General features: G+C 75.2%; 23 protein-coding genes. 8 read left to right on the top strand and 15 right to left on the bottom strand.

Features of this window, described 5'->3' with window-relative positions; translation table 11 throughout:
* Nucleotides 1–65 precede the first annotated feature (65 nt).
* Nucleotides 66–1,514 carry a glycosyltransferase family 87 protein gene (locus ACU4ZT_RS12275; RefSeq protein WP_063071062.1) on the top strand — a complete coding sequence of 483 codons (1,449 nt, stop codon included), beginning with the start codon at nucleotides 66–68 and terminating at the stop codon, nucleotides 1,512–1,514.
* A 1-nt stretch (nucleotide 1,515) separates the two neighbouring features.
* Here ACU4ZT_RS12275 and ACU4ZT_RS12280 read toward each other — a convergent pair whose 3' ends face one another.
* From ACU4ZT_RS12280 to ACU4ZT_RS12295, 4 genes are read right to left on the bottom strand one after another with little or no spacing between them, the layout of a single operon-like run.
* The gene (locus ACU4ZT_RS12280) at nucleotides 1,516–2,598 is read right to left on the bottom strand and encodes an ABC transporter ATP-binding protein (protein ID WP_445337267.1); all 1,083 of its coding nucleotides are present in this window, start codon (nucleotides 2,596–2,598) and stop codon (nucleotides 1,516–1,518) included.
* A complete protein-coding gene (locus tag ACU4ZT_RS12285; protein WP_445337268.1) occupies nucleotides 2,595–3,437 on the bottom strand; it encodes an ABC transporter permease in 843 nt (280 codons plus the stop codon). Before ACU4ZT_RS12285 ends, ACU4ZT_RS12280 begins: the two co-directional genes overlap by 4 nt.
* Nucleotides 3,438–3,441: 4 nt before the next feature.
* Nucleotides 3,442–4,245 (bottom strand): molybdate ABC transporter substrate-binding protein, encoded by an 804-nt coding sequence (gene modA, locus ACU4ZT_RS12290; protein WP_414764219.1) that lies wholly within the window; start codon nucleotides 4,243–4,245, stop codon nucleotides 3,442–3,444.
* Nucleotides 4,245–4,757, bottom strand: a complete 513-nt coding sequence (locus ACU4ZT_RS12295) for a TOBE domain-containing protein (RefSeq protein WP_445337269.1) — start codon at nucleotides 4,755–4,757, stop codon at nucleotides 4,245–4,247. The genes modA and ACU4ZT_RS12295 overlap by 1 nt, the downstream gene beginning before the upstream one ends.
* Before the next feature lie 93 nt (nucleotides 4,758–4,850).
* On the opposite strand from ACU4ZT_RS12295, the gene moaA reads away from it, so the two are divergent.
* A complete protein-coding gene (gene moaA / locus ACU4ZT_RS12300; protein ID WP_414146345.1) occupies nucleotides 4,851–5,936 on the top strand; it encodes a GTP 3',8-cyclase MoaA in 1,086 nt (361 codons plus the stop codon).
* A 1-nt stretch (nucleotide 5,937) separates the two neighbouring features.
* Nucleotides 5,938–6,204, top strand: coding sequence for a MoaD/ThiS family protein (locus ACU4ZT_RS12305; protein ID WP_063071065.1), 267 nt, complete (start codon nucleotides 5,938–5,940; stop codon nucleotides 6,202–6,204).
* 6 nt (nucleotides 6,205–6,210) lie between these two features.
* On the opposite strand, the gene ACU4ZT_RS12310 is transcribed toward ACU4ZT_RS12305, so the two are convergent.
* The 6 genes from ACU4ZT_RS12310 to ACU4ZT_RS12335 all read right to left on the bottom strand — a co-directional run bounded on the left by ACU4ZT_RS12310 (nucleotide 6,211) and on the right by ACU4ZT_RS12335 (nucleotide 14,291).
* The gene (locus ACU4ZT_RS12310) at nucleotides 6,211–8,913 is read right to left on the bottom strand and encodes a hypothetical protein (RefSeq protein ID WP_445337270.1); all 2,703 of its coding nucleotides are present in this window, start codon (nucleotides 8,911–8,913) and stop codon (nucleotides 6,211–6,213) included.
* 243 nt (nucleotides 8,914–9,156) lie between these two features.
* On the bottom strand, nucleotides 9,157–10,128 hold the full coding sequence (locus tag ACU4ZT_RS12315; protein ID WP_445337271.1) for a DUF1648 domain-containing protein: 972 nt from the start codon (nucleotides 10,126–10,128) through the stop codon (nucleotides 9,157–9,159).
* Nucleotides 10,125–10,475, bottom strand: coding sequence for a GntR family transcriptional regulator (locus ACU4ZT_RS12320; RefSeq protein ID WP_063071068.1), 351 nt, complete (start codon nucleotides 10,473–10,475; stop codon nucleotides 10,125–10,127). The genes ACU4ZT_RS12315 and ACU4ZT_RS12320 overlap by 4 nt, the downstream gene beginning before the upstream one ends.
* Before the next feature lie 47 nt (nucleotides 10,476–10,522).
* Nucleotides 10,523–11,566, bottom strand: a complete 1,044-nt coding sequence (locus ACU4ZT_RS12325) for a LacI family DNA-binding transcriptional regulator (protein WP_445337272.1) — start codon at nucleotides 11,564–11,566, stop codon at nucleotides 10,523–10,525.
* Nucleotides 11,545–13,578: an aldo/keto reductase gene (locus ACU4ZT_RS12330; RefSeq protein WP_445337273.1), complete on the bottom strand. Its 2,034-nt coding sequence runs from the start codon at nucleotides 13,576–13,578 to the stop codon at nucleotides 11,545–11,547. Before ACU4ZT_RS12330 ends, ACU4ZT_RS12325 begins: the two co-directional genes overlap by 22 nt.
* Nucleotides 13,579–13,679: 101 nt before the next feature.
* Nucleotides 13,680–14,291, bottom strand: coding sequence for a GNAT family N-acetyltransferase (locus tag ACU4ZT_RS12335; RefSeq protein ID WP_270979681.1), 612 nt, complete (start codon nucleotides 14,289–14,291; stop codon nucleotides 13,680–13,682).
* A gap of 229 nt (nucleotides 14,292–14,520) precedes the next feature.
* Here ACU4ZT_RS12335 and ACU4ZT_RS12340 point away from each other — a divergent pair, with 229 nt between their 5' ends.
* Nucleotides 14,521–15,792: a hypothetical protein gene (locus tag ACU4ZT_RS12340; protein WP_414749091.1), complete on the top strand. Its 1,272-nt coding sequence runs from the start codon at nucleotides 14,521–14,523 to the stop codon at nucleotides 15,790–15,792.
* A 31-nt stretch (nucleotides 15,793–15,823) separates the two neighbouring features.
* Here the strand turns inward: ACU4ZT_RS12340 and ACU4ZT_RS12345 are convergent, their stop codons facing one another.
* A complete protein-coding gene (locus ACU4ZT_RS12345; protein ID WP_445337274.1) occupies nucleotides 15,824–17,011 on the bottom strand; it encodes a ThiF family adenylyltransferase in 1,188 nt (395 codons plus the stop codon).
* On the opposite strand from ACU4ZT_RS12345, the gene ACU4ZT_RS12350 reads away from it, so the two are divergent.
* Nucleotides 17,010–18,716: a glycosyltransferase family 39 protein gene (locus ACU4ZT_RS12350; RefSeq protein ID WP_445337275.1), complete on the top strand. Its 1,707-nt coding sequence runs from the start codon at nucleotides 17,010–17,012 to the stop codon at nucleotides 18,714–18,716. The genes ACU4ZT_RS12345 and ACU4ZT_RS12350 overlap by 2 nt on opposite strands.
* 16 nt (nucleotides 18,717–18,732) lie before the next feature.
* Here the strand turns inward: ACU4ZT_RS12350 and ACU4ZT_RS12355 are convergent, their stop codons facing one another.
* Nucleotides 18,733–19,593, bottom strand: a complete 861-nt coding sequence (locus ACU4ZT_RS12355; protein WP_414749093.1) for an alpha/beta fold hydrolase — start codon at nucleotides 19,591–19,593, stop codon at nucleotides 18,733–18,735.
* Nucleotides 19,594–19,679: 86 nt separating this feature from the next.
* Between ACU4ZT_RS12355 and ACU4ZT_RS12360 the strand changes: the two genes are divergently transcribed.
* Together ACU4ZT_RS12360 and ACU4ZT_RS12365 are read left to right on the top strand one after the other, a co-directional pair.
* Nucleotides 19,680–20,195: a CGNR zinc finger domain-containing protein gene (locus tag ACU4ZT_RS12360; RefSeq protein ID WP_270979688.1), complete on the top strand. Its 516-nt coding sequence runs from the start codon at nucleotides 19,680–19,682 to the stop codon at nucleotides 20,193–20,195.
* A 274-nt stretch (nucleotides 20,196–20,469) separates the two neighbouring features.
* Nucleotides 20,470–22,518 carry an acyltransferase family protein gene (locus tag ACU4ZT_RS12365; protein WP_063071076.1) on the top strand — a complete coding sequence of 683 codons (2,049 nt, stop codon included), beginning with the start codon at nucleotides 20,470–20,472 and terminating at the stop codon, nucleotides 22,516–22,518.
* Nucleotides 22,519–22,771: 253 nt separating this feature from the next.
* Here ACU4ZT_RS12365 and ACU4ZT_RS12370 read toward each other — a convergent pair whose 3' ends face one another.
* Nucleotides 22,772–23,290 (bottom strand): hypothetical protein, encoded by a 519-nt coding sequence (locus ACU4ZT_RS12370; RefSeq protein ID WP_270979691.1) that lies wholly within the window; start codon nucleotides 23,288–23,290, stop codon nucleotides 22,772–22,774.
* Nucleotides 23,291–23,426: 136 nt separating this feature from the next.
* Between ACU4ZT_RS12370 and ACU4ZT_RS12375 the strand changes: the two genes are divergently transcribed.
* On the top strand, nucleotides 23,427–23,846 hold the full coding sequence (locus ACU4ZT_RS12375) for a TIR domain-containing protein (RefSeq protein WP_063071078.1): 420 nt from the start codon (nucleotides 23,427–23,429) through the stop codon (nucleotides 23,844–23,846).
* Nucleotides 23,847–23,888: 42 nt separating this feature from the next.
* Here ACU4ZT_RS12375 and ACU4ZT_RS12380 read toward each other — a convergent pair whose 3' ends face one another.
* Together ACU4ZT_RS12380 and ACU4ZT_RS12385 are read right to left on the bottom strand one after the other, a co-directional pair.
* Nucleotides 23,889–24,812, bottom strand: coding sequence for a DMT family transporter (locus ACU4ZT_RS12380; protein WP_063071099.1), 924 nt, complete (start codon nucleotides 24,810–24,812; stop codon nucleotides 23,889–23,891).
* A gap of 27 nt (nucleotides 24,813–24,839) precedes the next feature.
* Nucleotides 24,840–25,778 (bottom strand): 4-(cytidine 5'-diphospho)-2-C-methyl-D-erythritol kinase, encoded by a 939-nt coding sequence (locus ACU4ZT_RS12385; protein ID WP_063071079.1) that lies wholly within the window; start codon nucleotides 25,776–25,778, stop codon nucleotides 24,840–24,842.
* Between the last annotated feature and the right edge of the window lie 10 nt (nucleotides 25,779–25,788).

Here is a 25,788-nt window from a genome sequence, read left to right on the forward strand (position 1 = left end):
CGTCTGCCGGACGACCGGTGAAGCCCGGTCGGCGGTCGTCGAGCCGCGCGACGTCACAATGGGGTGTGCGCACCGCCCTCACCGCCTTCGTCCTGCTCGTGATGTCCGTGCTCACCGGGTGGTCGGTGATCGCGTTCGATCTGTTCGGCGACGCCGACGACGAGGCCTTCTTCCGTCGCGAGGGTGCCGCGCCGTTCTTCTGGCTCGTGGTCGTCATCTGGGTGGTGTTCGGAGCGGCGGTCCTCCTGGTGCGGAAGCTGCCGGCGAGAGCCGCCGTTGCGCTCATCATCCTCGGATCCGTGGGTCTCGGCGGCGCCGCGCTGGTCGGACCGCCGAACACCAGCACTGATTCCGCGCGATACGCGTGGGACGGCATCGTGCAGAACGCGGGCGAGTCGCCGTACCGGTACACGCCGGCCGATCCGGAGCTCCGCGACCTCCGGCCCGAGTGGCTCTATCCGAAGACCGTCGTCGGGTCGGACGGGGCCGCCACCTGCGAGGGGAAGCGGATCATGGGCGTCCGCGAGGAGGAGACGCACGAGCCCATGTGCACGGCCCTCAACCGCCCGAAGGTGCCGACCATCTACCCGCCCATGGCCGAGCTGTTCTTCGCGGGCGTGCGCGCGGTCGTGCCCGTGGGCGCCGAGTACGCGGCGTTCCAGGTCGCGGGCCTGGTGATGATGACGGCCGTCACGCTCCTGCTCCTGCGCGCGCTGCGGAAGCGCGGCAAGCCGCTGTGGTGGGCGGCGCTCTGGGCGTGGTGCCCGCTCGTGGCGAGCGAGGTCGTGACCAACTCGCACGTCGACGCCCTCGGGGTGCTGCTCGCGCTCGCGGCGTCGCTGCTCGTCGCGGGCGGGATGCGCTGGCGCGGCGGCATCGCGCTCGGGGCGGCGATCGCCACCAAGCTCATCCCGGTCATCGCGGCGCCGGCGCTCCTGCGGAAGCAGCCGTGGAAGGTGATCACCGCGGCGGTCGTGACCTTCGCGCTGCTGTACGTGCCGTACGTCATCAGCACCGGGATCGCGGTGCTCGGCTACCTGCCCGGCTACCTGCAGGAGGAGGGCTACGACGACGGCGGGCGCTTCCCCCTCATCGAGCTCGTGGTGCCGGGGCGGTTCGGGCTGATCGCGGTCGCGCTGATCCTCGCGGTGACCGCCGGGCTCGTCTGGCGGCGGACGGACCCGGCCGATCCCTGGCTCGGCCAGCTCGTGATGATCGGCGTCACCCTCCTCGCCGTCAGCCCGCGCTACCCCTGGTACGCGCTGCTGCTCATCCCGTTCATCGCCATGACGGGCCGCGGCGAGTGGTTCGCGGTGGTGGCGGCGCTCGCGCTGCGGCTCTTCGCGCCGGACGAGGAGGCGTGGCAGATCGCGCTCGGGGCCGCGCTGGCGATCGTCGTGGTCGGCTCGCTCGTGCGCCTCGGGCCGGACGGGCGACGGCGGCTCGTCCCGGCGGCCGTGCGGCGGCGGCTGGGCCGGGATCGCGTGCCGGCCGACGGACCTCCCGCGCGCTGACTCAGCTCCCGCGCGGGATCCGCGCGCGCAGGCGCTCGCCGGCGGCCGGTCGGAGCGCGGCGAACGCGGCGGCGTCGAGCTCCGCGGTGACCTCGGCGCCCGCGTCCGGCATCAGCTCGGCGGCGTCGGTCGCGGCGAGGCGCAGGGTGACGCGGATCCGCCCGGCCGCGGCCTCCACACGGCGGACGACGCCGGCGATCTCGACGTGGGTGGTCTCGACGTCGGTGGTCTCGACGTGGGTGGCGCGCTCGGGCCCGGCGTCGGATCCGCGCGCCAGCCGCACGTCGGCGGGCGCGGCGAGCAGCACGACCCGGCGCCCCACGGCGTCCCGGCCCTCCACGCGGTTCATGCCCACGAGCCGGGCGACGTACGCGGTCGCGGGCCGGGTCGCGACCTCCGTGGGCGCGCCCTCCTGCACCGCGCGGCCGTCCTCCAGCACCAGGATCCGGTCGGCGAGCGCGAGCGCGTCCACCGGGTCGTGCGTCACGAGCACGGCCGCGCCGCCGAACCGGCGGAGCTCCTCGGCGAGGAGGTCGCGCACGTCGAGCCGCGTGCCCGCGTCCAGCGCAGCCATGGGCTCGTCGAGGAGGAGCAGCGGCGGCTCGAGCACGAGCGCGCGGGCGAGCGCGACGCGCTGGGACTGGCCGCCGGAGAGAGCCGCCGGCCGCCGGTCGGCGAGGGGCGCGATCCCGAGCCGGTCGAGGAGGGCGCGGGCGCGGCCCTCGGCCTCCGCTCGCGGGACGCCGTGCGCGCGCGGACCGAAGGCGACGTTCGCCAGCGCCGACAGGTGCGGGAAGAGCAGGTGGTCCTGGAAGACGACGCCGATGCCGCGGCCCTCGGCGGGGATCCGCGGGGCGCGCGCATCCGCGTCCTCGAGCACGCGGCCGTCGAGCGCGACGCGTCCCGCGGTGAGCGGCACGAGCCCGGCGAGGGCGCGCAGCAGCGTCGACTTCCCGGCGCCGTTGGGGCCGACGACGGCGGTCGTGGATCCGGCCGGGACCCGCAGCGCGACGTCGAGCCGGAAGGCGGGGCGCTCGACGACGACGCGGGCGTCGAGCCCCCGGTCGTGCGCGGCGCCGCTCACGCGTGCACCCCCGAGGTCCACCGGTCGCGCAGGCTGACGAGCACGACGACCGACACCGCGAGCAGCACGAGGCTCAGCACGACGGCGGCGTCCGGATCCGTCTGCAGCGCGAGGTAGGCCGACAGCGGGATGGTCTGGGTCACCCCCGGGAAGCTGCCCGCGAAGGTGAGGGTGGCGCCGAACTCGCCGAGCGCGCGGGCGAAGCACAGCACCGCGCCCGCGCCGATCCCGGGGGCGACGAGCGGGAGGGTCACCCGGCGGAGCACGGTCCAGCGGCTCGCGCCGAGCGTCGCGGCGGCGTCCTCGAACCGGCGGTCGGCGCCGCGCAGCGCCCCCTCCACCGCGAGCACGAGGAACGGCATGGCCACGAAGGTCTCCGCGATCACCACGGCCGGCGTCGTGAACGGGATCGTGATGCCCGTCAGCGCCTCGAGCGGTCCGCCCACGAGCCCGCGGCGCCCGAGCAGGAGCAGGAGCGCCACGCCGCCGATCACGGGCGGCAGCACGAGCGGCACGGTCACGAGCGCTCGGAGCATCCGCTGCACCACGGGCGGCCGGCCCGCCGAGCGCGACAGCACGAACGCGAGCGGCACCCCGAGCAGGAGGCTCAGCGCCGTGGCCGCGAGGGCGCTGCCGAGCGAGAGGCCGAGGGCGCGCGCGATGCCCGGATCCGCCAGCCGCTCCCCCAGCGTCGCCCACGGCGCGCGCACCACGAGCGCCGCGAGCGGCAGCACGAGGAACGCGAGCGCGACGCCGGCCGGGATCCAGAGGAGGGCGGGCACGCGGTCGGCGCGCTCGCCCGCGTGGAGGCGCGTGCGGATCCGCGCGCGGGCCGTCACGCGCTCAGGGCGCACGGAACCCCGCGGCGTCGAACCGGGCGCGGGCGGCATCGCCAGCCACGAAGTCCGCGAAGGCCGCGGCCGCGGCAGGCGACGCGGATCCGGCGAGCGGCGCCACGACGCAGTCGGTCGTCACGTTCGCCTCGTCCGGCAGGGGCACGCCCTGCACCCGATCGCCCGCGGCGCGCACGTCGGTCTCGTAGACGACCGCCGCGTCCACCTCGCCGAGCTCGACGCGCGTGAGGGCGGCGCGCACGTCCTGCTCGAGCGAGTCCGGCTGCGGCGCGATGCCCGCCTTCGTGAACGCCTGCGCCGCCGCGGCGCCGCACGGCACCTCGGGCGCGCAGAGGGCGAGCGTGCGACCGGCGTCGGCGAAGTCGGCGAGGCCCGTGATGCGTCCCGGGTTCCCGGGCGGCACCGCGATCTCGAGGGCGTTGCGGGCGAAGACGCGCGGGCCTGCCGCGGTCTCCCCCGCGTCGGCCACCGTCCGCATCGTCGCCGTGGAGGCGGACGCGAACACGTCGGCGGGCGCGCCCTGCACGATCTGCTGCGCGAGCGTCGAGCTGCCACCGTACGAGACGGTGACGGTCACGCCCGGGTGCTGCGCCTCGAAGTCGGCGACGACCTGGTCCATGCTGCCGGTGAGCGAGGCGGCGGCCTGCACGACGAGGGCGCCGGAGATCGAGTCGGGAGCGGGATCGGGGACGCCGGCGGGCGTGGATCCGCCGGCGGAGCAGCCGGCCAGGAGCCCGGTGGCCAGGACCCCGGTGGCGAGCGCCCCCACGACGACCGCGCGCACGCGGCGCATCAGGCCCGCCCGCCCGTCAGCGACTCCGGCGCGAGAGCCTCGACGCCCACGTTCGTGGCCTTCACGGTCGCGACCGCGGGCGAGCCCACCTCGAGGCCCAGCTCGTCGGCGGCCTCGCGGCTGATCAGCGACACCACGCGGAACGGCCCCGCCTGGATCTCGACCTGCGCCATCACCCCGTCGCGCACGACGCGCGTGACGATGCCGGGCATCCGGTTGCGCGCCGACGCGAGCGGCGCGCGCGAGGAGGACGCGGCGAGCGCCCCGTCCGCCGCGAGCTCGGTCGCGAGGTGCGCGAGCTGCACGCCGTCCACGAGGATCAGCCGCCCCTGGCCGCGCACCAGGTCGAGCCGCCCCGCGTCGGCCCAGCGGCGGAGGGTGTCGTCGCTCACGCCGATGAGCGCGGCGGCCTCGCTCACGCGGTAGCGGGTGGGCGCGCCCGCGTCGCGGGATCCGGATGCCTCGTCGGCATCCGCGGCTCGACGGGGCATCCTGTCCCTGTTCTGCGTCATGCATCGATCCTACGGACCGCGCACGCGGCGCGCGACGAGACGCCCGATCCGCCGCGCGTCGGGTCCGCGGCGGGGCGCGCGTAGCCTGGACGCATGAGCACCTCGCTGGGGATGCCGGCCATGCCGCGTCCCGCCGCCGCGCCGGGTCCCGCCCGGCCCGACGACCCGGCGCTCCTGGACACCCACGGCCGCCGCGCGACCGACCTCCGCATCTCCCTCACGGACCGCTGCAACCTGCGCTGCACCTACTGCATGCCGGCCGAGGGCCTCCCCTTCACGCCCGACCGACAGGCGCTGCAGCTCGCCGAGATCGAGCGGCTCGTGCGCATCGGCACGCGCGACCTCGGCGTGCGGCAGGTGCGGTTCACGGGCGGGGAGCCGCTGCTGCGCCGCGACCTGCTGGAGATCATCGCCGCGTGCGCCGCCCTCCCCGACCGGCCCGAGATCTCGCTCACCACCAACGCCATCGGCCTGGCGTCCCGCGCGCAGGCGCTGAGTGACGCGGGGCTCGACCGGATCAACGTCTCGCTCGACTCCGTGCACGCCGAGACGTTCCGCCTCATCACGCGCCGCCCGTTCCTCGACCGCGTGCTCGAGGGCATCGACGCCGCGGCGGCCGCGGGGCTCGCGCCCATCAAGATCAACGCCGTGCTCGTGCGCGGCGTCAACGACGACCAGGCCGCCGACCTCCTGGAGTGGGCGGTCGCCGGCGGACACCAGCTGCGCTTCATCGAGCAGATGCCGCTCGACGCCGACCACGCGTGGGACCGGGCCGAGATGATCACGGCGGCCGAGATCCGCGGGCGCCTGTCGGAGCGCTTCACGCTCGTGCCCGACGACGATCCACGCGACGGCGCCCCGGCCGAGCTCTGGCGCGTGCACTCCCGCGAGGGCGGCCCGGGCACCGCGATGCTCGGCCGGGTGGGCGTCATCGCGAGCGTCACCGAGCCGTTCTGCGCCGACTGCCGCCGCACCCGCCTCACCGCGACGGGAGGCGTCCGCAGCTGCCTCTTCTCGCACACCGAGACCGATCTGCTCGCGCCGCTGCGCTCCGGCGCCTCGGATGCCGAGGTCGCCGACCTCTGGCGCGGCGCGATGTGGGCGAAGCCGAAGGGCCACGGCATGGACCAGGCCGACTTCATCCAGCCCGCCCGCTCCATGAGCGCGATCGGCGGCTGACGTGATCGTGCCCGTGGAGCTCTTCGCCGCCGCGTCCGCCGCGCTCGGCCGCACGACCGACGCGCTCGACCTGCCCGACGGCGCCGTGCTCGGCGACCTCGTGGACGCGCTCGGCGCCCGGGCCGCGGCGTCCGAGGATCCCGCGAACGCCGCGGCCGTGCTGGCCCGCTGCACCTACCTCCTGGAGGGCGTCGCGACCACGGATCGCGACGCCCCCCTCACCGCGGGCAGCGCGGTGGACGTGCTGCCGCCGTTCTCGGGCGGCTGACGGCGGTCAGTAGCTGTCCGTCACCGTGAGCTGACCGTTCACCACCTTGAGCCGCTGCGCGACCTGGAACGTGTCCTGGTAGTCGTGCTGCTCGGGGGTCGGCTCGAAGGAGTAGCTGGTCTGGTACTTCTCCTCCACCTGGCCGCTCGTGGTGGAGATGACCCCGATGGAGCCGTCGTCCCGCACGATCACCTTCAGCTCGGGCATGCGCGTCACCGTGTACGAGACGTTCGACACGTTCGAGTAGTAGTACGGACCGCTGAAGGGGCATTCCGACGGGAGCTTCGCGTCCGTGCGGGCCGCGCACGACGTGATGGTGTCCTGCACCAGCTTGGAGGCGTCGGCCGTGAGCTTGTCCGTACCCGCCAGCGACAGCGAGACGGGCACCGTGCCCGCGTCCGCGACGGTGACGTCGGCGGTCGGCGCGGCGAAGTAGTCGGTGCCCTCGACGGCGATCGTGTAGTCACCGGGGAAGGCCGCGAAGGACTGGACGCCGCCGCCGTAGCCGGACGCGTGCGCGACCTGGCCGATCGGGATCCCGTCCGCGGTGATCTTCGCCCCTTCCAGAGCGGCGGGTGCCTGGACGACGACCTTGCCCCCGAGGGAGGAGGTGACGCGCCACTCGTCCTGGATGAGCCACGACGTGCTGACGCGCGTGAGACCCACCTGGGTCGTCCGAGGATCCGTGCCCTGCTTGTAGGTGACGGTCGCCGTCGCCGTGTCGCCGTCCTGGTGGACGAGGCCGAGCTGCACGTCGGAGATGCGCGTCTTCGCGGACTGCAGCACCTGGTCGGTGAGCATGCCGGAGCCGATCCCGTCGATCTGGGCGAGGGTGCCCGCCGTGCTGGCGTCCCCGTCGGCGATGGCCTGGACGAAGCGCTGCGCCGTGGAACCGGGACCCCAGACGGTGGAGCGGAGCACGCCCCCCGTGATCGACAGCGCGACGATGAGCAGGACGACCGCACCGCCGGCGATGGAGGAGCGGATGAGGATGCGGCGCCCCCGCGGGGACAGCGCCCGCGGCGCCGGCAGACCCGCGACGGCCGGGGCCGACGCGGTGTCGGTCGGCTCGCCCGCAGGTGCGTCGCCTCCCTGCACCGCTCCCGCGGCGGACGCGGCGGTGGCCGCCCCGACCCCGGGCGCGTTCACGGGACGCGCACGCGGGGTCCACGCGGCGACGGCCGCGGCGTCCCTGCCCACGAGTCGCGCGACGAGCCCCGTGAGCGGGGCGGGCGTGACGGCGAGGACCCGCGGCGCCACGAAGCGCGCCACGGTCTCGATGGCCCCTCCCCAGAGGGCGAGGATGACCGGCAGCCACGGAGTGAGGCCGATCGATCCGTCGCCGTTGACCGTCGCGACGTGGACGCTGACGACGGCCGTCCCGAGGACGAGCCCGAGGATGCCGAGCACGAAGTAGGCGGCGGGAGTCGCGGCCCAGTCGACGCCCCGGCGCGCCACCGCACCGCGGCGGATGGCGAGCGCGATGCCCGCGACGAACGCGAGCAGCACGGAGAGCAGCACGAGGAGCCAGATCGACGCCGGGCCGCTGAGGACGGAGAGGTCGGTGTTGCCGGCCTGGTAGCGGGAACCGGCGGCCGACTGCGCGACCTGCACGAGGAAGTCGGACGGGGAGGCCGTGGCGAACATGCTCACGGCGGCGAGCACGACGGCGAGGTTCCCGAGGAACAGCGGCAGCGCGGCGCCGGGTCCCGAGGAGCCGGCGAAGGCGGATCCGATGACGATGACGACGGCCGAGACGACGACGAGCGCTCCGAGGTGGCTGGCCGCGACCCGCAGGGTGCCGAGGCCGGCGGCGATCACGGGGTGCAGGCTGGTGAGCCATCCCGGACGTGCGAGGAGGGTCGCGGAGACGCCCACGAGGAAGGCCACGAAGACGGATCCGACCGTGGTCGCGGAGATGTCGCCGATGGAGACTCCGCTCGACGCGGGGATGCGGAAGGCCAGGAGGAGGCCGAACACGAGGCTGATGACCGCGAGCACGAGGCCCGAGATGACGGATCCGGCGAGGCGCACGCGGAACGGCTGATCACGGCGCCCGGCGTACCGGGCGACGAGCACGAGCGCGAGGAGCTGCGCGAGGCCCACGGTGACGGGCAGGACGCCGACCGACAGCGATCCGGTCACGGGGACGATCACCTGGAGGGCTCCGGAGACCCCCAGCCGACCGAGGTCGGCGAGCGAGATGAGCTGGGCGGGGCCGGCGAAGATGTTGCCGATGGCGCCGAGCGCGTCGGGGATGCTCGGCGTCGACATGCCGCCGGAGGAGCCGGAGGACGCGCCCGAGCCCGAGCCGGAGCCGCTGTTCGAGGCGATCGCGACCGCGATGGTGAGGAGGAGGCACACGACGCCCACCAGGTAGGCGGCCACGTAGGCACCGGCGCCGGCGACGACCGCCACGATGCGATCGCGCACCGTGAGGCCGCGGAGGGCGTCGACCACGGGGTTGGGCCGATGCGGTGCGGCGCCGGTCGGGGAGACGCCGGTCGGGGAGACGCCGGTCGCGGGGCCGACGGTCGGGGGGACGCCGATCGGGGGGATGCCCGCGGGGGCCGCGGCCGGCGGCGGGAGAGCCGGGCCGCCGGCCGCGGCTCCCGTCTCGGAGGCCGGAGGCGGCGTGGCGGGCTCCGGCGTGACCGGCTCCGGTGTGGCGGGCTCCGTCGCGGACGGGTCGGGTGTTGGTTCGGACACGTGGTGCTCCTCTGCGTGGCTGCTGTACGACTCAGACCGGGGCACCGACGGGTCGTGCCCGCTGATGCACCCGGCGGTGCAGCCGGAAAATACCAGCGAATGCGAAGGTGCTGCACTGATTCTCCCCAGGCGCACGTGCAGGCCGCGCACGGCCGCGGAGACGGGTCCCGGCGGCGGGCCGCGGACGTCGGAATCCGGACCGGGGGCGCGCCGCGGAGGAGGACGGGGGCGCCGGGCTGCGGATCAGGCCGCGTCGCGCGCGGCGAGCAGGGCGCCGAGGACGGCCGCGCCCTGATGCGCGTCCGCCACGGTCACGAGCCGCGCCCGGCCGCCGCGCAGCCGGACGACGAGGCCCGGGCCGGATCGCGTGACGTACGCGACGCCGCGCCCCGAGAGCCGCAGACCCCAGCCGCCCCACTCGCCGGGCGACACGTCCTCCCAGCCGCCGGACTCGATCCGGTCGAGGGGCACGCGCATGACGGGGATCCGCGTCCACGACGACGTGACCCGGAAGCCGCGGGCGTCCACGGTGACGTCGACCCGGGCCAGGACGAGGACCGCGAGACCCGACACGACCAGCGGGATGGAGGAGAGCGCGGCGGTGCCCACGTCGATGCCGGACGTGCTGACGCCCGCCACGATGCCGGTGACCACGACAGCCGCGCCGATGCCCGCGAACCACGCGCTGCCCGCATGGGCTCGCCAGGCGATCCGGGCCGTGGCGGTCACCGGGAGCGCCGGCACGTCGTGCGCGGGGACGGGCGACGCGTGCCGCACGAGCACGATCAGCGGGATGGCGGCCGCCAGCGCGCCGACGCCGAGGAACACGACGCTCCACCACATGGGGAACGTGCCGTCGCCGACCGAGCCGGCCATGGCGATGCCGATCCAGCCCGTGGCGAGGCTCCCCGCGAGGAGGTTGACGACGAGCAGCACCGTGGCGGCGGTGCGCCGGTCCCGCACGCGCAGCGCGGCGACGGCGAGCGCCGTGCCGAGGAGGGCGAGGCCGAGCGCGGCGGCGAGCATCGGCCACGGCGAACTCCAGCCGTCGGGGCTGCCGTCGGCGGCGAAGTGGACGGCGATGCGGGCGGGCAGCTCCGGCGCGAGCAGGACGGCCGCGACGCCGAGCACCAGCGCGATGACGGCCGCGGGGGCGACGACCGCCACGCGCGCGCCGAGGGACAGGGGGAGGGACGGGGGCGTCGTGGCGGTCATCGTGCTCCCTTGATCATGGTGAGGAGGTCGTCGAGGGGCACCCCGAGGGTGTCGGCCTGCGCGCGCAGCTCCTCGACGAGCGAGCGCATCCGGTCGAACGAGGCGTTGCCCGAGCGGATCACCGTGGCCCCGCGACCGCGTCGCAGCTCGATGAGCCCGTCGTCCTGGAGGCTCGCGTACGCCCGGAGGACCGTGTGCATGTTCACGTCGATCGAGGCCGCGAGATCGCGCGCCGACGGCAGACGCTCGCCGCTCGCGAGCTCCCCGCGCGCGATGGCGTAGCGGATCTGCGTGGCGACCTGGTCGGCCAGCGACGCCTTCGCCGCGGGATCCACAGTGATGAGCATGTTCGCATTCTATGCGAACAATGCATGTCCGCACCAGTGGGCGCGCATCACGCTGACTCGCGCACCACCAGCTGGTGCCGCACCGTGCGGATCACCTCGGGGCCGGAGCGCGGCAGCTCCCCCGCGATCATCGCGACCGCGAGATCGAGCGCGTTCCGGGCGAGCTCGTCGAGGTCCACCGCGAGCGTCGTGAGCGTGGGCGCGAGCAGGCGGCCGATCGACAGGCCGTCGATGCCGACCACGCGCACCTCGCCCGGCACGTCGACGGCCGCGCGGCGGCAGGCGGACAGCACGCCGAGCGCGCACACGTCGTTGAAGGCCACGATCGCGTCGGCGGTGCGCGGCCGGGCGACGATCCGCTCGGTCGCCTCGGCCGCGGCCTCCGCGGTGGGTGCGGATGCGCGCACCACGGACGCCGCCATCCCGCGCGCCGCGAACGCGTCGACCAGCAGCCGGGCGCGCGCGCTCGGACCGACGGCCACGGCGGCGTCGAGCACGACCGGATGCGCGACGCCCGCCGCCCGCAGGTGGTCGGCGAGCGCCTCGACGGCGCCCGAGGGATCGAGGAGGACGGCGGCGCGCAGGGGCTCGCCGCGCGGATCCAGCTCCACGACGGGCACGGAGCCGAGCCGCGCGATCCACTCGCCGGCGCGGGAGCCGAGCGTGCCGATGACCGCGTCGGTCTGCGCGCCGAGCGCCTCCACCATGCGGTCGGAGTCGGCGGCGAGGCCCACGTCGGCGAGCGACACGTTCCAGCCGCGCGCCGCCGCGACGCGCACGACCGCGGACGCGAGCTCCGGCGACCACGGGTTCCGCAGGTCGTCGACCACGAGGCCGAGCTGGTGGTCGCCGCCCGTCACGAGGCCGCGGCCGAAGCGCGACGGCCGGTAGGCGAGCTGGTCGGCGACGTCGAGCACCCGCCGCTTCGTCTCCTCGCTGATGCCCGGCATGGCGTTCATCGCGCGCGTCACGGTCTGGCGGGAGACCCCGGCGGCGGACGCGACGTCGTGGATCGTGGCGCGGCCGGCCGGGTCCCTCGCGGGCTCCCGGCCGGACGCATCCGCTCCGCTCAGCCGCGCAGGTCCAGCCACGCCACCTGCTCCGGGGTGAGCTCGACGGAGAGGCCCTGCATCGAGGAGCGGACCTCCGAGATGGTGCGCGGTCCGAAGAGCGGGAAGGTCGGGAACGGCTGCGCGAGCACGTACGCGAGCGCGATCGCCGTGGCCTGCACCCCGTGCTCGGCGGCGAGCTCCTCGGCCCGGCGGAGGCGCTCGAAGTTGTCGTCGCCGTAGTAGCAGCGCACGAGCTCCGGGTCGCTCAGGTCGTCCGGGCGGGCGCGGCCGGTGAAGAAGCCGCGCGCCTGCGACGACCACGGGAGCAGCGGGATCTGCCGCTCCTCGAGCCAGGCCTTGGAGGCCGGATCCGTGACGTGCACGCACCCCGCCCACGGCACGTCGTACGCCTCGGCCAGGCCGAAGTGGTCGCTCAGCGCCTGGAAGCCCGCCCGCCCGTTGGCCTGCGCGTAGGCCTGCGCCTCGTCGAAGCGCTCCGGGGTCCAGTTCGAGACGCCGTAGGAGCGGATCCGCCCGGCGCGCTGGTGCTCGTCCATCACGTCGACGAACTCCCCCACCGGCACGTCGGGGTCGTCGCGGTGCATGAGGTAGATGTCGGCGTAGTCGGTGCCCTGGCGCTCGAGGCTCTCGAGCAGCTGCCGCGTGAGCGAATCGGGGTCGCAGTGCGGGGTGTGGGCGCCCTTGGTGATGACGACCAGGTCCTCGCGGATGCCGCGGTTCTGGATCCACCTCCCGAGGCGCCCCTCGAGCACGCCGCCGCCGTAGATGTAGCCGGTGTCGAAGGCGTTGCCGCCCTGCTCGACGAAGTGGTCGAAGATCGCCGACGCGTGGGCGAGGTCGGGCTGGTTGTCGACGCCCATGACGAGGCGCGACATGCGCTTGCCGACGCCGGGGATCTCGCCGTAGAGCATCGGGCTGTCGTCGCGCACCCGGAGGGGCCGGCCCGAGACGGTGGGGATGTCGGCGTCCTCCGCCTCGAACGGGTAGCGGAGGTCGAGCGCGGCGCGCCAGCGGTCGAGCGTGCGCGCGGTGGCGAGCGTCTCGTCGAGCGTCATCTGCGCGGCCTCGCCGAGGCCGGCCGCGAGGGCGTCGGTCGTGGCGTCGGCCTCGATGGCGTACGGCTTCGCGCCCGTGAAGGTGAGCGTGCGCGGCTCCTCGCCGACGACCGAGATCTCGATGGTGGGGGCGTCGCCGAGGGTCCACGGGTCGTTGAGGTGGATGCGGCCGCGGGATCCGTGGATCGTGAGCGCCTGCGGCTCGTCGAGGGCGACGCCCGTGCGGAGAGTGGCGGTGATGCCTGGCCGCCCGGCGCCGCCGCGATAGGTGGGGCGCGCGACCGACCACTCGTCGACGCCGGTCGGGCCGACCGTGCCGTCGACCTCGAGGGTGAGCGGCTCGGCGACCGCGATCCCGGTGGCGGCCTGCACGACGGCGGCCGCGGCGGTGACCGTGTAGCCGCCGACGTCGAGGATCCCGCCGCCCGCGGTCGCGGTGTCGTAGAGGCGGCCGGTGCGGGATCCGGTGCGGAAGGAGAAGGACGCGTCGACGTGGGCGACCTCGCCGATCTCGCCGTCGCGGATCAGCTCGAGGAGCGCCTGGGTCTGCGGGTGGAAGCGGTACATGTACGCCTCGACGAGCGGGAGGCCGGCCGCGCGGGCCGCGTCGACGAGCGCCATCGCGGTGCCGTGGTTGACGGCGAGCGGCTTCTCGCAGAGGACGGCCTTGCCGGCGTCGAGGGCGCGGATCACGAGGTCGGCGTGGCCGGTGTGCACGGTGGAGATGTAGACGGCGTCGACGGTCGGATCCGCGAGGACGGCGTCGTAGTCGCCGCCCGTGACGTCGGCGAAGCCGTGGTCGGCGGCCTCGGCGGCGAAGGCCCCGGCGCGCTCGGCGCTCGAGCTGCCGGCGGCGACGAGGCGCGCGCCGCGCGTGCTCGCGGGGAGCTGGGAGAGGAAGCGGCGGGCGATGCTGCCCGGGCCGAGGACCGCCCAGCCGGGAGCGGTCGGGGTGGTCGGGGTGGGGTCAGTCATGGGGAGCCCTTCGCGGCGTCGTCGGCGTGAACGTTCACGACGACGCTACGGGCCGGCGTCCGGCGCGGTCAAGGGGGCGGGCGCAGCGGGCTCGTGAACGTTCACGACGGAGGCGCGGCATCGGGCGCGTGCAGGGTGAGCCACTCCTCGTCGATGCGGTAGCCGAGCGCGGTGCCGGCCGCGATGATCGCCGCGTTGTCCCGGGAGCCGCCGGTGCGGAAGGCCCGGATCCCCGCGCTGAGTAGCGCCAGGACGGACGCCGCCTTCACGGCACGGCCGAGCCCGCGCGAGCGGTGGGTCCGCGCGACGACGGTCACGTCCGTCTCGGCCCGGGCGCCGGCCGCGTCCACGTCGACGACCGTGAGAGCGACGAGGCGCCCGTCCGCGTCCAGGGCGCCGAAGGCACGCCGCGCCGGGATGCCCACGAGCGCGGTCTCGGGCGTGAACGGCGCGTGCCGGGTGGCCGGGCCGCCCGGGTAGTCGTCGATCGTGGCGGCGTCGAGCTCGAGGATCCGGTCCCGGTCGTCCGGCCCGAGCTCGCGGATCCGCAGGCCGGGCGCGATGCCGGCCACGCACGCGCGCAGGTGCGCCTCATCGACGCGGTCGGCGTCGAGCTGCGCGCCCCACGACCGGGCGCCCACGCTCCAGCCTGCGGCGAGCAGGCCGCCGAGCCGCGGGTCGTCGGAGCGGAGGATGACGGGGTCGTGGGTCATGCGACGAGCCTGGCATGGCGATGCGCTCGCCTCGCGGGCATGCGACCGGTCCGCTGTCCGGGCGGCGGAGGGCGAGCCGGAGCGGTGGGGCGCGAAGCTGCGGGAGACGGAGTCGCTGCGGGCGTCGGTCGCGTGATCCACCCCGATCGGGGGCGTCCCGCGCGGCGCGCACGGTGAGAGGCTCAGGCCGTACCCGACCGAGCCGGCCGGCCCACCCGAAGGAGTCCCCGTGGATGACGACGTCCAGCTGATCAGCGACGGCGACGGCCTCGCCGTCATCGGCGAGCCGAGCGCGGTGGAGCGCTTCCTCGCCGCGAACGAGCTGCCGAAGGGGCGGGATCTGGGGCTGAAGAAGCTGTGGCCGGTGATCGGTGTGGCGGCATCGGTGATCCAGAGCGGTTCTGAGATCGCTGCGAATCACGGCCGGTGGATCAAGCTGACCAAAGAGTCGGCAGCCGCGCTCGCGAACAATCCCGCGATGAAGGGATCAGCCGACCATCTCAGCCGCGCGATCGTCATGCACGGCGGTAAGACGAAGAAGATCCTCGAATTCGCGACCGGACCCGGGAAGGCGCTCGCGAATCCGAACGTCGCTGCCGCTGTCGGCGCCGTCATGGCCCAGTACGCCCTGGAGCAGGCCATGGACGAGATCAGCGACTACCTGGCCGTCATCGACGCCAAGGTCGACGACATCCTCCGCGGCCAGAAGGACGCCGTGCTCGCCGACATGATCGGCGCGGAGATGGTCATCGACGAGGGCACGATGATCCGCGCCCAGGTGGGCCGCGTCTCGGACATCACCTGGTCGAAGGTGCAGGGCACGACCCAGACGCTCGCGCGCACGCAGGGCTACGCCCTCCGCCAGCTCGACGCCCTCGCCGAGAAGATGGAGAAGACGACCAAGGTCGACGACCTCGTGCGCGTGACGAAGGACGCGGAGTCGACCGTGCGCGAGTGGCTCGCCGTGCTCGCGCGGTGCTTCCAGCTCCAGGACGCCGTCGCCGTGCTCGAGCTCGACCGCGTGCTCGACGCCTCGCCGGAGGAGCTGGACGAGCACCGGGTCGGGCTGCGCACGGTCCGTCAGAACCGCCTCGCCGTGATCGGCCGCACCACCGACCGCCTGCTCGAGCGGATGGACGCCGCGGCCGGCACCGCGAACGCGAAGGTGCTGCTCAACCCGTTCGACTCGCGGGCGGTCGTGGGATCCAGCAACCAGGTGGCGTCCGGCGTCGTGCGGTTCAACGGGCTGCTCGGCGTCGCCGACGAGCGCGAGTCGCTGGAGGCGCGCCGCTGGCTCGCGGCAGTGGGCGACACCTGGGACTCGGCGCGCGACCAGGGCGCCGAGGGCGTGGACGCCGCCCGCCGCCTCGGAGCCGCGGCCTTCGGTCGAGGCCGCGCAGCAGCCGACGGGCTCCAGCTGAGGCTGGCGGAGGGCGCGCTGCGTCGCCGCAAGGGCAAGGGCGATCAGGCGGGCGACGCCTCCGAGGACGACGCGAGCTGAGCGCACCGGCGCGCGACGACGACCCGCGAGCTCACGCCCGCCCCGCCACGCTCCGCCACGACTGGATCCCGCCGCGCAGGCTCACCGCGTCGCGCCCGGCCTCGCGCAGCGCCGCCGCGGCCGCCCGCGAGCGCACGCCCGACGCGCAGTAGACGATGACGCGGTCGGTGATCTCGCCGGGCACCGCGCCCGGATCCACCGTGACGATGCGCACCGGCACCGCGACGTGGCCGGGGATGGAGTCGACGAGGCGCTCGTCGGGCTCGCGCACGTCGAGGAGGACGACCTGCTCGTCGGAGGCGAGGATCCGCTCCACCTCGTCCGCGTCGAGCTCGGTGCCGTCGGTGGCCGCGCCCACGCCGCAGAAGAGGTCGTAGTCGGCGAGCGCCGTGACCCGCTGGCGGCCCTTCGCGCGCTTCACGCCGATGGTGCGGCTGGTGCCGGCGAGCGCGTCGAGCACCACGACCCGGCCGAGCAGCGGCTGTCCCGCGCCCGTGACGAGCTTGATGACCTCGGTCGCCATGAGCGACCCGACCGTGCCGCACACCGCGCCGAACACGCCCGCCTCCTCGCAGGAGAGCACGGCGCCGTCGGCGGGCGGCTCGGGGAACACGTCGCGGTAGTCGATGCCGCGGCCGTCGGGCGCCGCGTCCCAGAAGACGGTGACCTGCGCGTCGAACCGGTACACGGATCCCCACACGCACGGGACGCCGACGAGCGCCGCCGCGTCGCTGATGAGGTACCTCGTGGCGAAGTTGTCGGTGGCGTCGACGACCACGTCGTATCCGCCCAGGATCCGGAGGGCGTTGTCGTTGGTGAGCCGCTCGGCGTGCTCGATCACCTCGATGCCGGGGTCCGTGCGGTGCACGGAATCCGCAGCTGACGAGGTCTTCGGCCGGCCGACGTCGGGCGTGCCGTGGATGGTCTGGCGCTGGAGGTTGGAGAGGTCCACAGCATCGTCGTCTACGATTCCCAGGGTCCCGATCCCCGCTGCGGCCAAGTACTGCAGCACCGGGGAGCCCAGCCCGCCCGCGCCGATCACGAGCACGCGCGCCTGGTCGATGCGGGACTGACCCCCCATCCCGATGCCGGGAAGGGCGAGGTGCCGGGAGTGCCGTTCGCGCCGCTCGTGCGCATCCTGCCCGGAGCCCTGACCACCCGGGCCCCGCCCTCCGGGGTCGGTGCCCTCCCGATCGACGAGCGGCAGAGACGACCCCATGACAGACCTCCGTACGGACGGCGGACGCGGACCCGCGTCGACCGGACCCAGCGTACGACGGCCCGCCGACGGGACCCGCGGCGGCCGCCCCTCCGCCCCCCTCGGCCGCTTCCACCACCGCCGCTGGGGCGACGCCTGGATCATCGGCCTCCTCGGCTTCCTGCTCGCGCTCCCCCTCGCCGGCGCGCCGTCGGTCTGGTACGACGAGGCCGCCACCGTGATCTCCGCCACGCGCGGCTGGGACGACCTGCTCCGTGAGCTCAGCACGGTCGACGCCGTCCACGGCCTCTACTACGCGGGCATGAAGGTGTGGTTCGAGCTGGTCGGCTACTCCCCCACGTCGCTGCGGTTCCCGAGCGCCGTGTTCATCGGCCTGGCCGCCGCAGGCGTCGTGCTCCTCACCCGCACCGTCTCGACGCGCGCCACCGGCATCGTGGCCGGCATCGTCTTCGTCGTGATCCCCCGCTCGGCCTGGATGGGCACCGAGGGCCGGTCCTTCGCCCTCGGCACGCTCATCGCCGTCGCGCTCACGATCACGCTGGTGCTCGCGGCCCGCCGGGCGGGCGCGCGTTGGCAGGTGCAGGCCAGGTGGTGGGCGCTGTACGGGCTGCTCGCGTGGCTCGGCGCCTCCACGTTCGTGTACCTGGCGCTGCTCGTGGGCGCGCACGGCGTCGTGATCCTGTGGGCCGTCGCCTCCGCGCGCGCCGGCCGCCGCAGCCGCCGCCCCATGGTCGTGTCGTTGCTCGGGTGGGCCTCCGCGTCCATCGCCGCCGGGCTCCTCAGCCTGCCGCTCGTGCGCGTGGTGACGGAGCAGTCGGGCCAGGTCGGCTGGATCAAGCCCATCGGGCCGAACACCGTCATGCAGGTGCTGTCCACCCAGCTCTTCTCCGAGAACGACGTGTTCGCGCTGGTCGCCTGGGCGGTCGCGCTCCTGGGCCTCGCGCTGCTGGTGCGCCGCGGGATCCGCCTGGTGCGCGCCCGCCGCGCCTCCCGCGTCGAGCCCGAGGGCGACCTCGCCGAGTACGAGTCGGCGTACCTGCACGCCGGATGGTCGCCGACGATCCTGCAGCTCGCGGTCGTGTGGTGCGCCGTGCCCACGCTGCTGCTGATCGGCGCGTCCACCCTCATGTCGCCGCTCTACTCGCCGCGCTACATGGCCTACACGGCGCCCGCGTTCGCGATGCTCATGGCCGTGGGGATCCTCGCGCTGAGGTGGAAGCCGCTCGTCGCCGCGGTGACGGCCGCGCTCGTCGCACTCTCGGTGATGCAGCTCGTGCACGACCGCACCACCACCCGGAAGGCCGACTCCGACTGGGCCGCCATCGCGCGGATCGTCTCCGAGGAGCGCGCCCAGGAGGCCCCCGGCACGAGCGAGGCCGTGATCTTCGGCCCGGTGCGCCGGCACCCCAAGGCGACCTCGCGCATCGTCGCGTACTCCTACCCGGACGCGTTCCGCGGCATGGACGACATCCTGCTGCGCACGCCGCCCGGCGACACCGACGGCCTCTGGGAGCAGACGCACCCGCTGGCCGACCGGGTCGACGAGGTCGACGGCGCCGACGTCGTGTGGCTCGTCACGAGCGACAGGCAGGACATCCGCCCCGAGGTCGCCGAGGCGCTCACGCCGCGCGGCTTCGCGAAGACCCGCGACTGGCACGTGATGAACGCGAACGTCGAGCGCTACGAGCGGGTCGACGCGGGCTGATCCGCCCGGCCGCGCATCACGAGGCGTCCTGCCACTCGCCGATGGTCCGCACCACGAGGTCGAGCTGCGACTCGAGCAGGAAGTGCCCGCCGTCGACCAGCTCGATGCGCGCGTGCGGGGCGTCGCGCCGGAACGCCTCCGCGCCCGCCGCACCGAAGATCTCGTCGTGGCGTCCCCAGATCGCGAGGAGCGGGACGCGCGACTCGCGGATCCACGCCTGCACCGCCGGGTACAGCTCCCGGTTGGTGGCGTAGTCGCGGAACAGCGCCAGCTGCACGTCGTCCTGGCCCGGGCGGGCGAGGAGCGCGAGGTCGTGCTCCCAGGCGTCGGGATCCACGACGGACGGGTCCGGCACGCCGTGCGTGTACTGCCACTCGACGGCGTCACGACCGAGAGCCGGGCGGAGCGCGTCGCGCGTGGCGTCGGTGCGCTCCGCGCCGTCGGCCCAGATCGGATCCCAGAACGAGGGCACGAAGCCCTCCTCGTAGGCGTTCCCGTTCTGCGTGATGACGCCCGTGACGGCCCCGGGGTCGGCGAGCGCCAGGCGCCAGCCGACGGGGGCGCCGTAGTCCTGCACGTAGATCGCGTACCGGGACACCCCGATGGCGGCGAGGAAGCGCCCGGTCACGTCGGCGAGCGCGGAGAACGTGTACGCGAAGTCGTCGACCGAGGGCGCGGACGAGCGGCCGAAGCCCACCAGGTCGGGCGCGATGACGCGGTAGCGGCCCGCGAGCGCGGGGATCAGGTGCCGGAACATGTGCGAGCTCGACGGGTAGCCGTGCAGGAGCAGGAGGACGGGCGCGTCGACGGGTCCGGCCTCGCGCCAGAAGACGTCGAGGCCGTCGATCGAGACGGTGCGGTGGTGGACGGTGACCATGGCTAACCCCTTTGAGTTGTTTTGGTGGTTAGCGAGACGGTAGCATGGATCCATCGCGCCATCCGAGCGCGGAGGATCGAGGAGCCGTGCACCCGGACGAGGAGCTGCTGCTGGCCGTGCTGAACAGCGCGCCGGTGGTCGACGGCGGGCGCGAGGACCACCTCGACGGTGCATCCGGCCGGCAGCTCGCGCGCACCTGGGGCGGCATCGGCACCGCCGCCGAGCTCGAGCGCCTCCGCCGCGCGCGCGACGCGATCCAGGCCGTCGTCCGGGCCGATGCCGGCGCGGGCGGCATCGCGGATGCCGATGCCGTCGCCGCGCTGGCGGACGTCGTCGACGGGGCCGTCCGCACGCCGCGCGTCACCGCCGCGGGCGTCACGTGGGAGCTCCGCGCGCCGCGGGACGAGCGCCTGGCCGTGGAGGTCGTCCTCGCCTGGTCCGACGTGACCGCACGCCTGCCCGGCCGTCTCCGCCCGTGCGCGAACGACGAGTGCCGGCTGTTCCTCCTCGACCGCAGCCGCCCCGGCACGGCCCGGTGGTGCTCGATGGCGACCTGCGGGAACCGGATGAAGGCCCGCGCGCACGCACAGCGGACGCGCTGAGCCGAGCGGCCGATCCGGCGCCCGCCACAGCGCTCCCGCCCGGCCACGGCGCGCCCGGGCCGCACGACACGCGCCTCCCCGGTCCGCCGTCCTCCGCGACGGCGGACGCCCGAGTGGCTAGGGTCCTGACGGGCTCGGCGACGCCCGGTCCATCCGGTCGCCCCGCCGCGCCCCCACACGAGGGGACCGCACGCCACGCGAACCGCGGCGGGCGGCCGCAGCGCGCCGCGGGGATCCCGCCGCACGCGCCGACCAGCACGAGGAGAGCGCCACCGTGCCATCGCAGCCCGCCCCGGATCCGCGTGGACCCGTCGACCCGGGTCCCGCGGACGACGCCGCCGCCGGATCCCACGCGCGGTACGCCGGCCTCGACGCCCTGCGCGCGCTGGGGCTCCTGGCGGTCGTGCTCTTCCACGCGGCCCCCGACGCGGTGCCGGGGGGGTACGCCGGCGTCGACGTGTTCTTCGTCATCAGCGGCTTCCTGATCACGGGCCTGCTCCTGCGCGAGCGACGCGCGACGGGCACGATCCGCCTGGGCGCCTTCGCCGTCCGCCGCGTCCGCCGGCTCCTGCCGGCCGCCGTGATCGTCGTCACCGCGGCCACGGCCGTCGCCGCGATGATCGGCGGCGACGTGCTCGTCGGGCTGCCCGCCCAGCTCGTGGGCATGGCGGCGCTCGGCACGAACTGGCAGATGCTCATCGCCGGCGGCGACTACTTCCTCCACTCGACCACGGGCCTCTTCGACAACTTCTGGTCCCTCGCGATCGAGGAGCAGTTCTACCTGGTCTGGCCGATGGTGCTGCTCGTCCTCACGCGCGGCGGCCGCACGATCCGGCTCCGCTGGCTGTGGGCGGCGGGCGCGGTGGCGGCCGTCATCCCGCTCGCGCTCACGGCCGCCGGGCTCACGGAGGCCGCCTACCTGGCGACGCCCGCGCACGCGTTCGGGCTGCTCTTCGGCGCCGCCCTCGCGGTGGCGGCCGAGCGGCGACGGACGCGCGCGGATCCCGCGGCCGACGCGCACGCGACGGCGTGGGCGGTCGTCTCGTACCTGTCGCTCGTCGCGTTCGGGCTCCTGGCCCTCGCGCCCGACGCCGCGGATCCGGGCTCGCGCTCCCTCGTGACCGTGCTGGGCGCCGGGCTCGGCTGCGTCATGGTGCTCGCGTGCAGCCGGGGCGGTGCATCCCCGTTCGCGCGCCTCGACGCCGGACCGACGGGCTGGCTCGGCCGCCGCTCCTACGGCCTCTACCTCTGGCACCTGCCGATGCTCGTGCTCGCGGCGGCAGCGCTCCCCGACGTCGGGGGCCTGGGCCCCGTGCCCGGACTGCTGCTGGCCCTCGGGATCTCCGTCGTCGCCGCGGCCGCCAGCCACCGGTGGGTCGAGCTGCCCGTCCTCCGGCTGGGGTTCCGCCGGCTCCTGCGGCAGCCCGTGGCTCTCGCGGCGGCGGTCGCGCTCGTGCTGGGGCTCGGCACGTCGGTCACCGCGGCCGAGCGCGCCGACCCCGGCGAGACCGAGGCCCAGCGGTTCGTCGAGCAGGGCAGCGCCGACCTCCCCGGCGACGACGACGTTGATCCCGGTGCCGACGCCCCCGGGGACCCGGGCGGCCCCGGCGACCCCGGTGTCGCGGCGGATCCGGGCGGCTCCTCCTCCCCCGACGCCTCCCCGGGCGCTCCCGGCGCGGACCGCGCGCCGGACGCGGGCACCCCGGACGCGGATGCGCCACGCGCGACCCCGACCCCCACCGCGACCCCCGGTCCGTCCGCCCACGCCCCCGGGACGCCCGGCGCATCACCGCCCACCACGTCGACCCCCGCGCCGACGCCCGCCGCCCCGGCACCGCACGCCCCGACCATGGACGGCTCCTCGACGATCGCCATCGGCGACTCGGTCATGCTCGCCTCGGGACGCGCGCTCCAGCAGCAGCTCCCGGGCATCACCATCGACGCGGTGGTCAGCCGGCAGATGCCCGCGGCCGCGCAGCTCGTCCGCAGCCACCTCGACTCCCGGCCGGACGCCACCACCGTGGTCATCGCGCTCGGCACGAACGGGATGGGCGGCGTCGACGACCTCGAGCAGGCCATCCAGGCCGCGGGCGGCCGGAAGGTGGTCCTGGTCGACGTGTCCGGCCCCATGTCGTGGACCTCGCGGGTCGACGACGCGATCCAGCAGGCGGCCGCGTCACACGCGAACGTGCGGATCGCGCGCTGGCAGGCCATCGCGACGGCGAACCCGGGGCTGCTCGCGAAGGACGGGATCCACCCCGGCAGGCGCGCCGCCGCGATGTACGCCGCGGCCGTCCGCGACGCCATCGCGTCCTTCGGCTGAGGTCGCGTCGACCGCGTCCCACGGCGGCAGGATCGTCGCCGTGGTCCCGCTCGGACCCGGGTCGCGAGAGCCTCGTCCCCTCCGGGCGGGTGCAGCTCGCGGATGCGCCCCGCGGACCCGGCTCGCGGATGCGGCCCGCGGACCGGCCCGCGGATGCGCCCCGCGGATGCGCCCCGCGGACGCACGAGGGCCCGACGCCGTGGCGTCGGGCCCTTCGCGGTGGAGCGGATGCAGCGGACGGAGCGGTCGCGGATCAGCGGACCGCGATGGTCCCCGCGAAGCGGGCGGTGACCGCCGTGCCGTCGGGCGTCTCGACCACGTGGTACGCGAGCCCCCGGTGGCCGGCGGCGTCCGTCGTGATGACGGGGTTCGGGAACTCGGTGGTGAGGGCCCAGTCGCCGGAGCCGTCGACGTGCGCCTTCTCCGCGACCACCGTGAGCCCGGCGACGCCGCGGTTCCGGTACGCCGGGTCGCGGGTGACGGCGTAGGTGACGGTGACGATCTCGCCGGGGACGCCCGTGCCGTGGAACTCCACGCACTTGGTCGTGCCGGCGCAGACGGCCCGCTGCGTGCCGTGGACGGTCAGCGGACCCGTCCCCGTGATGCGCTGCGGGTCCGGCAGCGCGACGCGGGCGGTCGAGTCAGCCGGCCCGGTCGCCGCGACGGGCGACTCGGTGGCGGCCTGCGCCGCGGCCGGCGCGACGAGCGCGAGCGGGAGCCCGGCGCTGACGGTGATGGCGACCGCCGCGGCGGCGCGAGTGATGATGTGCATGATGTCTCCTCGGAGGATGGCGAGCGGGATCGGAGCCACGCGCGAGAGCGCACGCGCCGCCGAGGGTAGGGGCACCGCTCCGCGCGGGGCGGGCGTTCTCCACGATCCCGACCGTGGACCCCGTACCGTCGCCTCCGTGATCACGTACTTCGTCGCCGGCAGCTGGCGCAACAGGCCGGGCGTCGCCGAGGTCCTCGACGCGCTCGACGGCATCGGCGCCCGGTCCTACTGCTTCGTCCGCGCCGCCTACGACCCGGACGCCGCCGCGTTCGCCGCCCCGGGTGGCGCCGACCACGCCGACCTCGACGACCCGGGCATCCGCCGGCTGTTCGAGCAGGATCTCGCCGCGCTCCGGGCAGCCGATCGGTTCGTGCTCGTCCTCCCGGCGGGGGCCGCCGCGCACATGGAGGCCGGGATCGCCTACGGGCTCGGGAAGCGCTGCGTCGCGGTCGGCACGGCCGACCGCAGGGAGACCCTCCACCTCGCCTTCGAGGCGATGTGCGCCGGGCCGGAGGACCTGATCCGCCACCTCCGCGCGACGGGCGCCGCGCGGTAGACGGGCACCGGGACGCTCCGATGCACCGCGAGGCCGCACCCGTCAGCCGACGGTCCGGCGCTCCTCACCCGGCTCGGGACGCGGCGCGGCATCGGGCTCACGCGCCCCGCGCGGCCGCAGCTCGCTGACGAGCGTGCCGGCGACGATGAGGGCTGCCCCGAGGATCGCGAGCGCGGGCAGCCGCTCCCCCGCCACACGGCCGACGATCCCCGCCCACACGGGCTCGCCCGCGTAGATGATGGTCGCGCGCGTCGGCGACACGGAGCGCTGCGCCCAGTTCATCGTGAGCTGGATGAGGCAGCTGCTCACCCCCAGCGCGAGCGCCGCGACGAGCCACACCCACGAGAACGCCGGGATCGCCTCGCCCGCCACGGGCATGCACGCCAGCGACAGGGCGCCGGCGACGAGGAGCTGGACGACGGTCACCCGGCCCACGTCGACGCGGCCCGCGAACAGGCCGATGAGGATGATCTCGGCGGCGATCGGCAGCGTGCTCACGAGCGTCGCCAGCTCCCCCGCGCCGAGCGCCACCCCCTCCTGCGGACCCGCGACGAGCAGGAGCCCGACGAACGCCAGCGCCACCCCCACCAGGGCGAGAGCGCTCGGCCGCTTCCGGAACGCGGCCCACTGCAGGAGCGGCACGAGCGGCACGTAGAGCGCGGTGATGAAGGCGGAGGTGCTGCTCGGGATGGTCTGCAGGCCGTACGTCTGGAGGCCGTAGCCCAGGAAGATCATGACGCCGATGGCCGCGCCCGCGCCGAGATCGACCCGGCGCATGCCGCGGAGCGTCCGGCGGAAGACGACCGCGCTGATCAGCCCGGCCGCGAGGAAGCGGAGCCCCACGAAGAAGAGCGGCCCGCTGTGCTCCATCGCGACGTGCACCGCGAGGAAGGTGCCGCCCCAGATCGCCGTGATGCCGAGGAGGGCCCACTCGGGCCGCGTGGGCCGGACGGCGCGGGGCAGCATCGTGCGCATGGTGCGGAGCGGGCCGGGTCAGCCGGTGATGATGCGGGCGCCGTGCACGGGCCCGGTGGCCCGGATGACCGTGAGGCGGGCGGCGCTCAGCGCGATCTGCAGCTCGAGCGCGCTGTCGAGGTCGGCCGCGAGGAACGCGACCGTGGGACCGGATCCCGAGACGATGCCCGCGAGCGCGCCGTTCTCCTCGCCGAGCTGGAGCACCTCGCCGAGGCCGGGCGCGAGGTGGAGGGCGGGCGCCTGGAGGTCGTTGTGCAGGACCTCGGCGAGCATGTGCGGATCCCCCGCGCGCAACGCCTGGAGCACGCCCGAGTCGACCTGCGGGACCTGCTGCGCCGGGAAGATGTCCTGCGCGTGGCGCTCGCGGTGCTTGTCGAGCTCGCCGTAGACGTCGGGCGTGGAGACGCCGAACTCCGCGATGGCGAGCACCCACTGGAAGGTGCCCTTGGCGAGCGCGGGGCTGAGGCGGTCGCCGCGGCCGGTGCCGATGGCGGTGCCGCCGGCGAGCGCGAACGGCACGTCGGCGCCGAGCTCGGCGCCGAGCGCGAGCAGCTGGTCGCGCGTGCGCTCGGTGCCCCAGAGGGTGTCGCAGGCGAGGAGGGTGGCCGCGGCGTCCGCCGATCCGCCGCCCATGCCGCCCGCGATGGGCACGTCCTTCTCGATGCGCAGGTGCACGCCGCCGCGGTACCCGGTGCTCCGGGCGAGCAGGCGCGCGGCGCGGATGGCGAGGTTGTCGGCGCCGACCGTGAGGTGCGACGTGTCGATGGATCCGCCGAACTCCACCGAGAAGCCGTCCGACCGGGTGGCGTACACGTCCTCGTAGAGGCTCACGGCCTGGTAGGCGGTGGCGACGTCGTGGTAGCCGTCCTCCTGCAGGGCGCCGACCGTGAGGGAGACGTTGATCTTGCCCGGGGCCCGCGCGTGCACCACATCTGAGGTGGTGGCCGCGGAGGTCATGTGATCCAAC

Source organism: Clavibacter davisi, assembly GCF_052751415.1.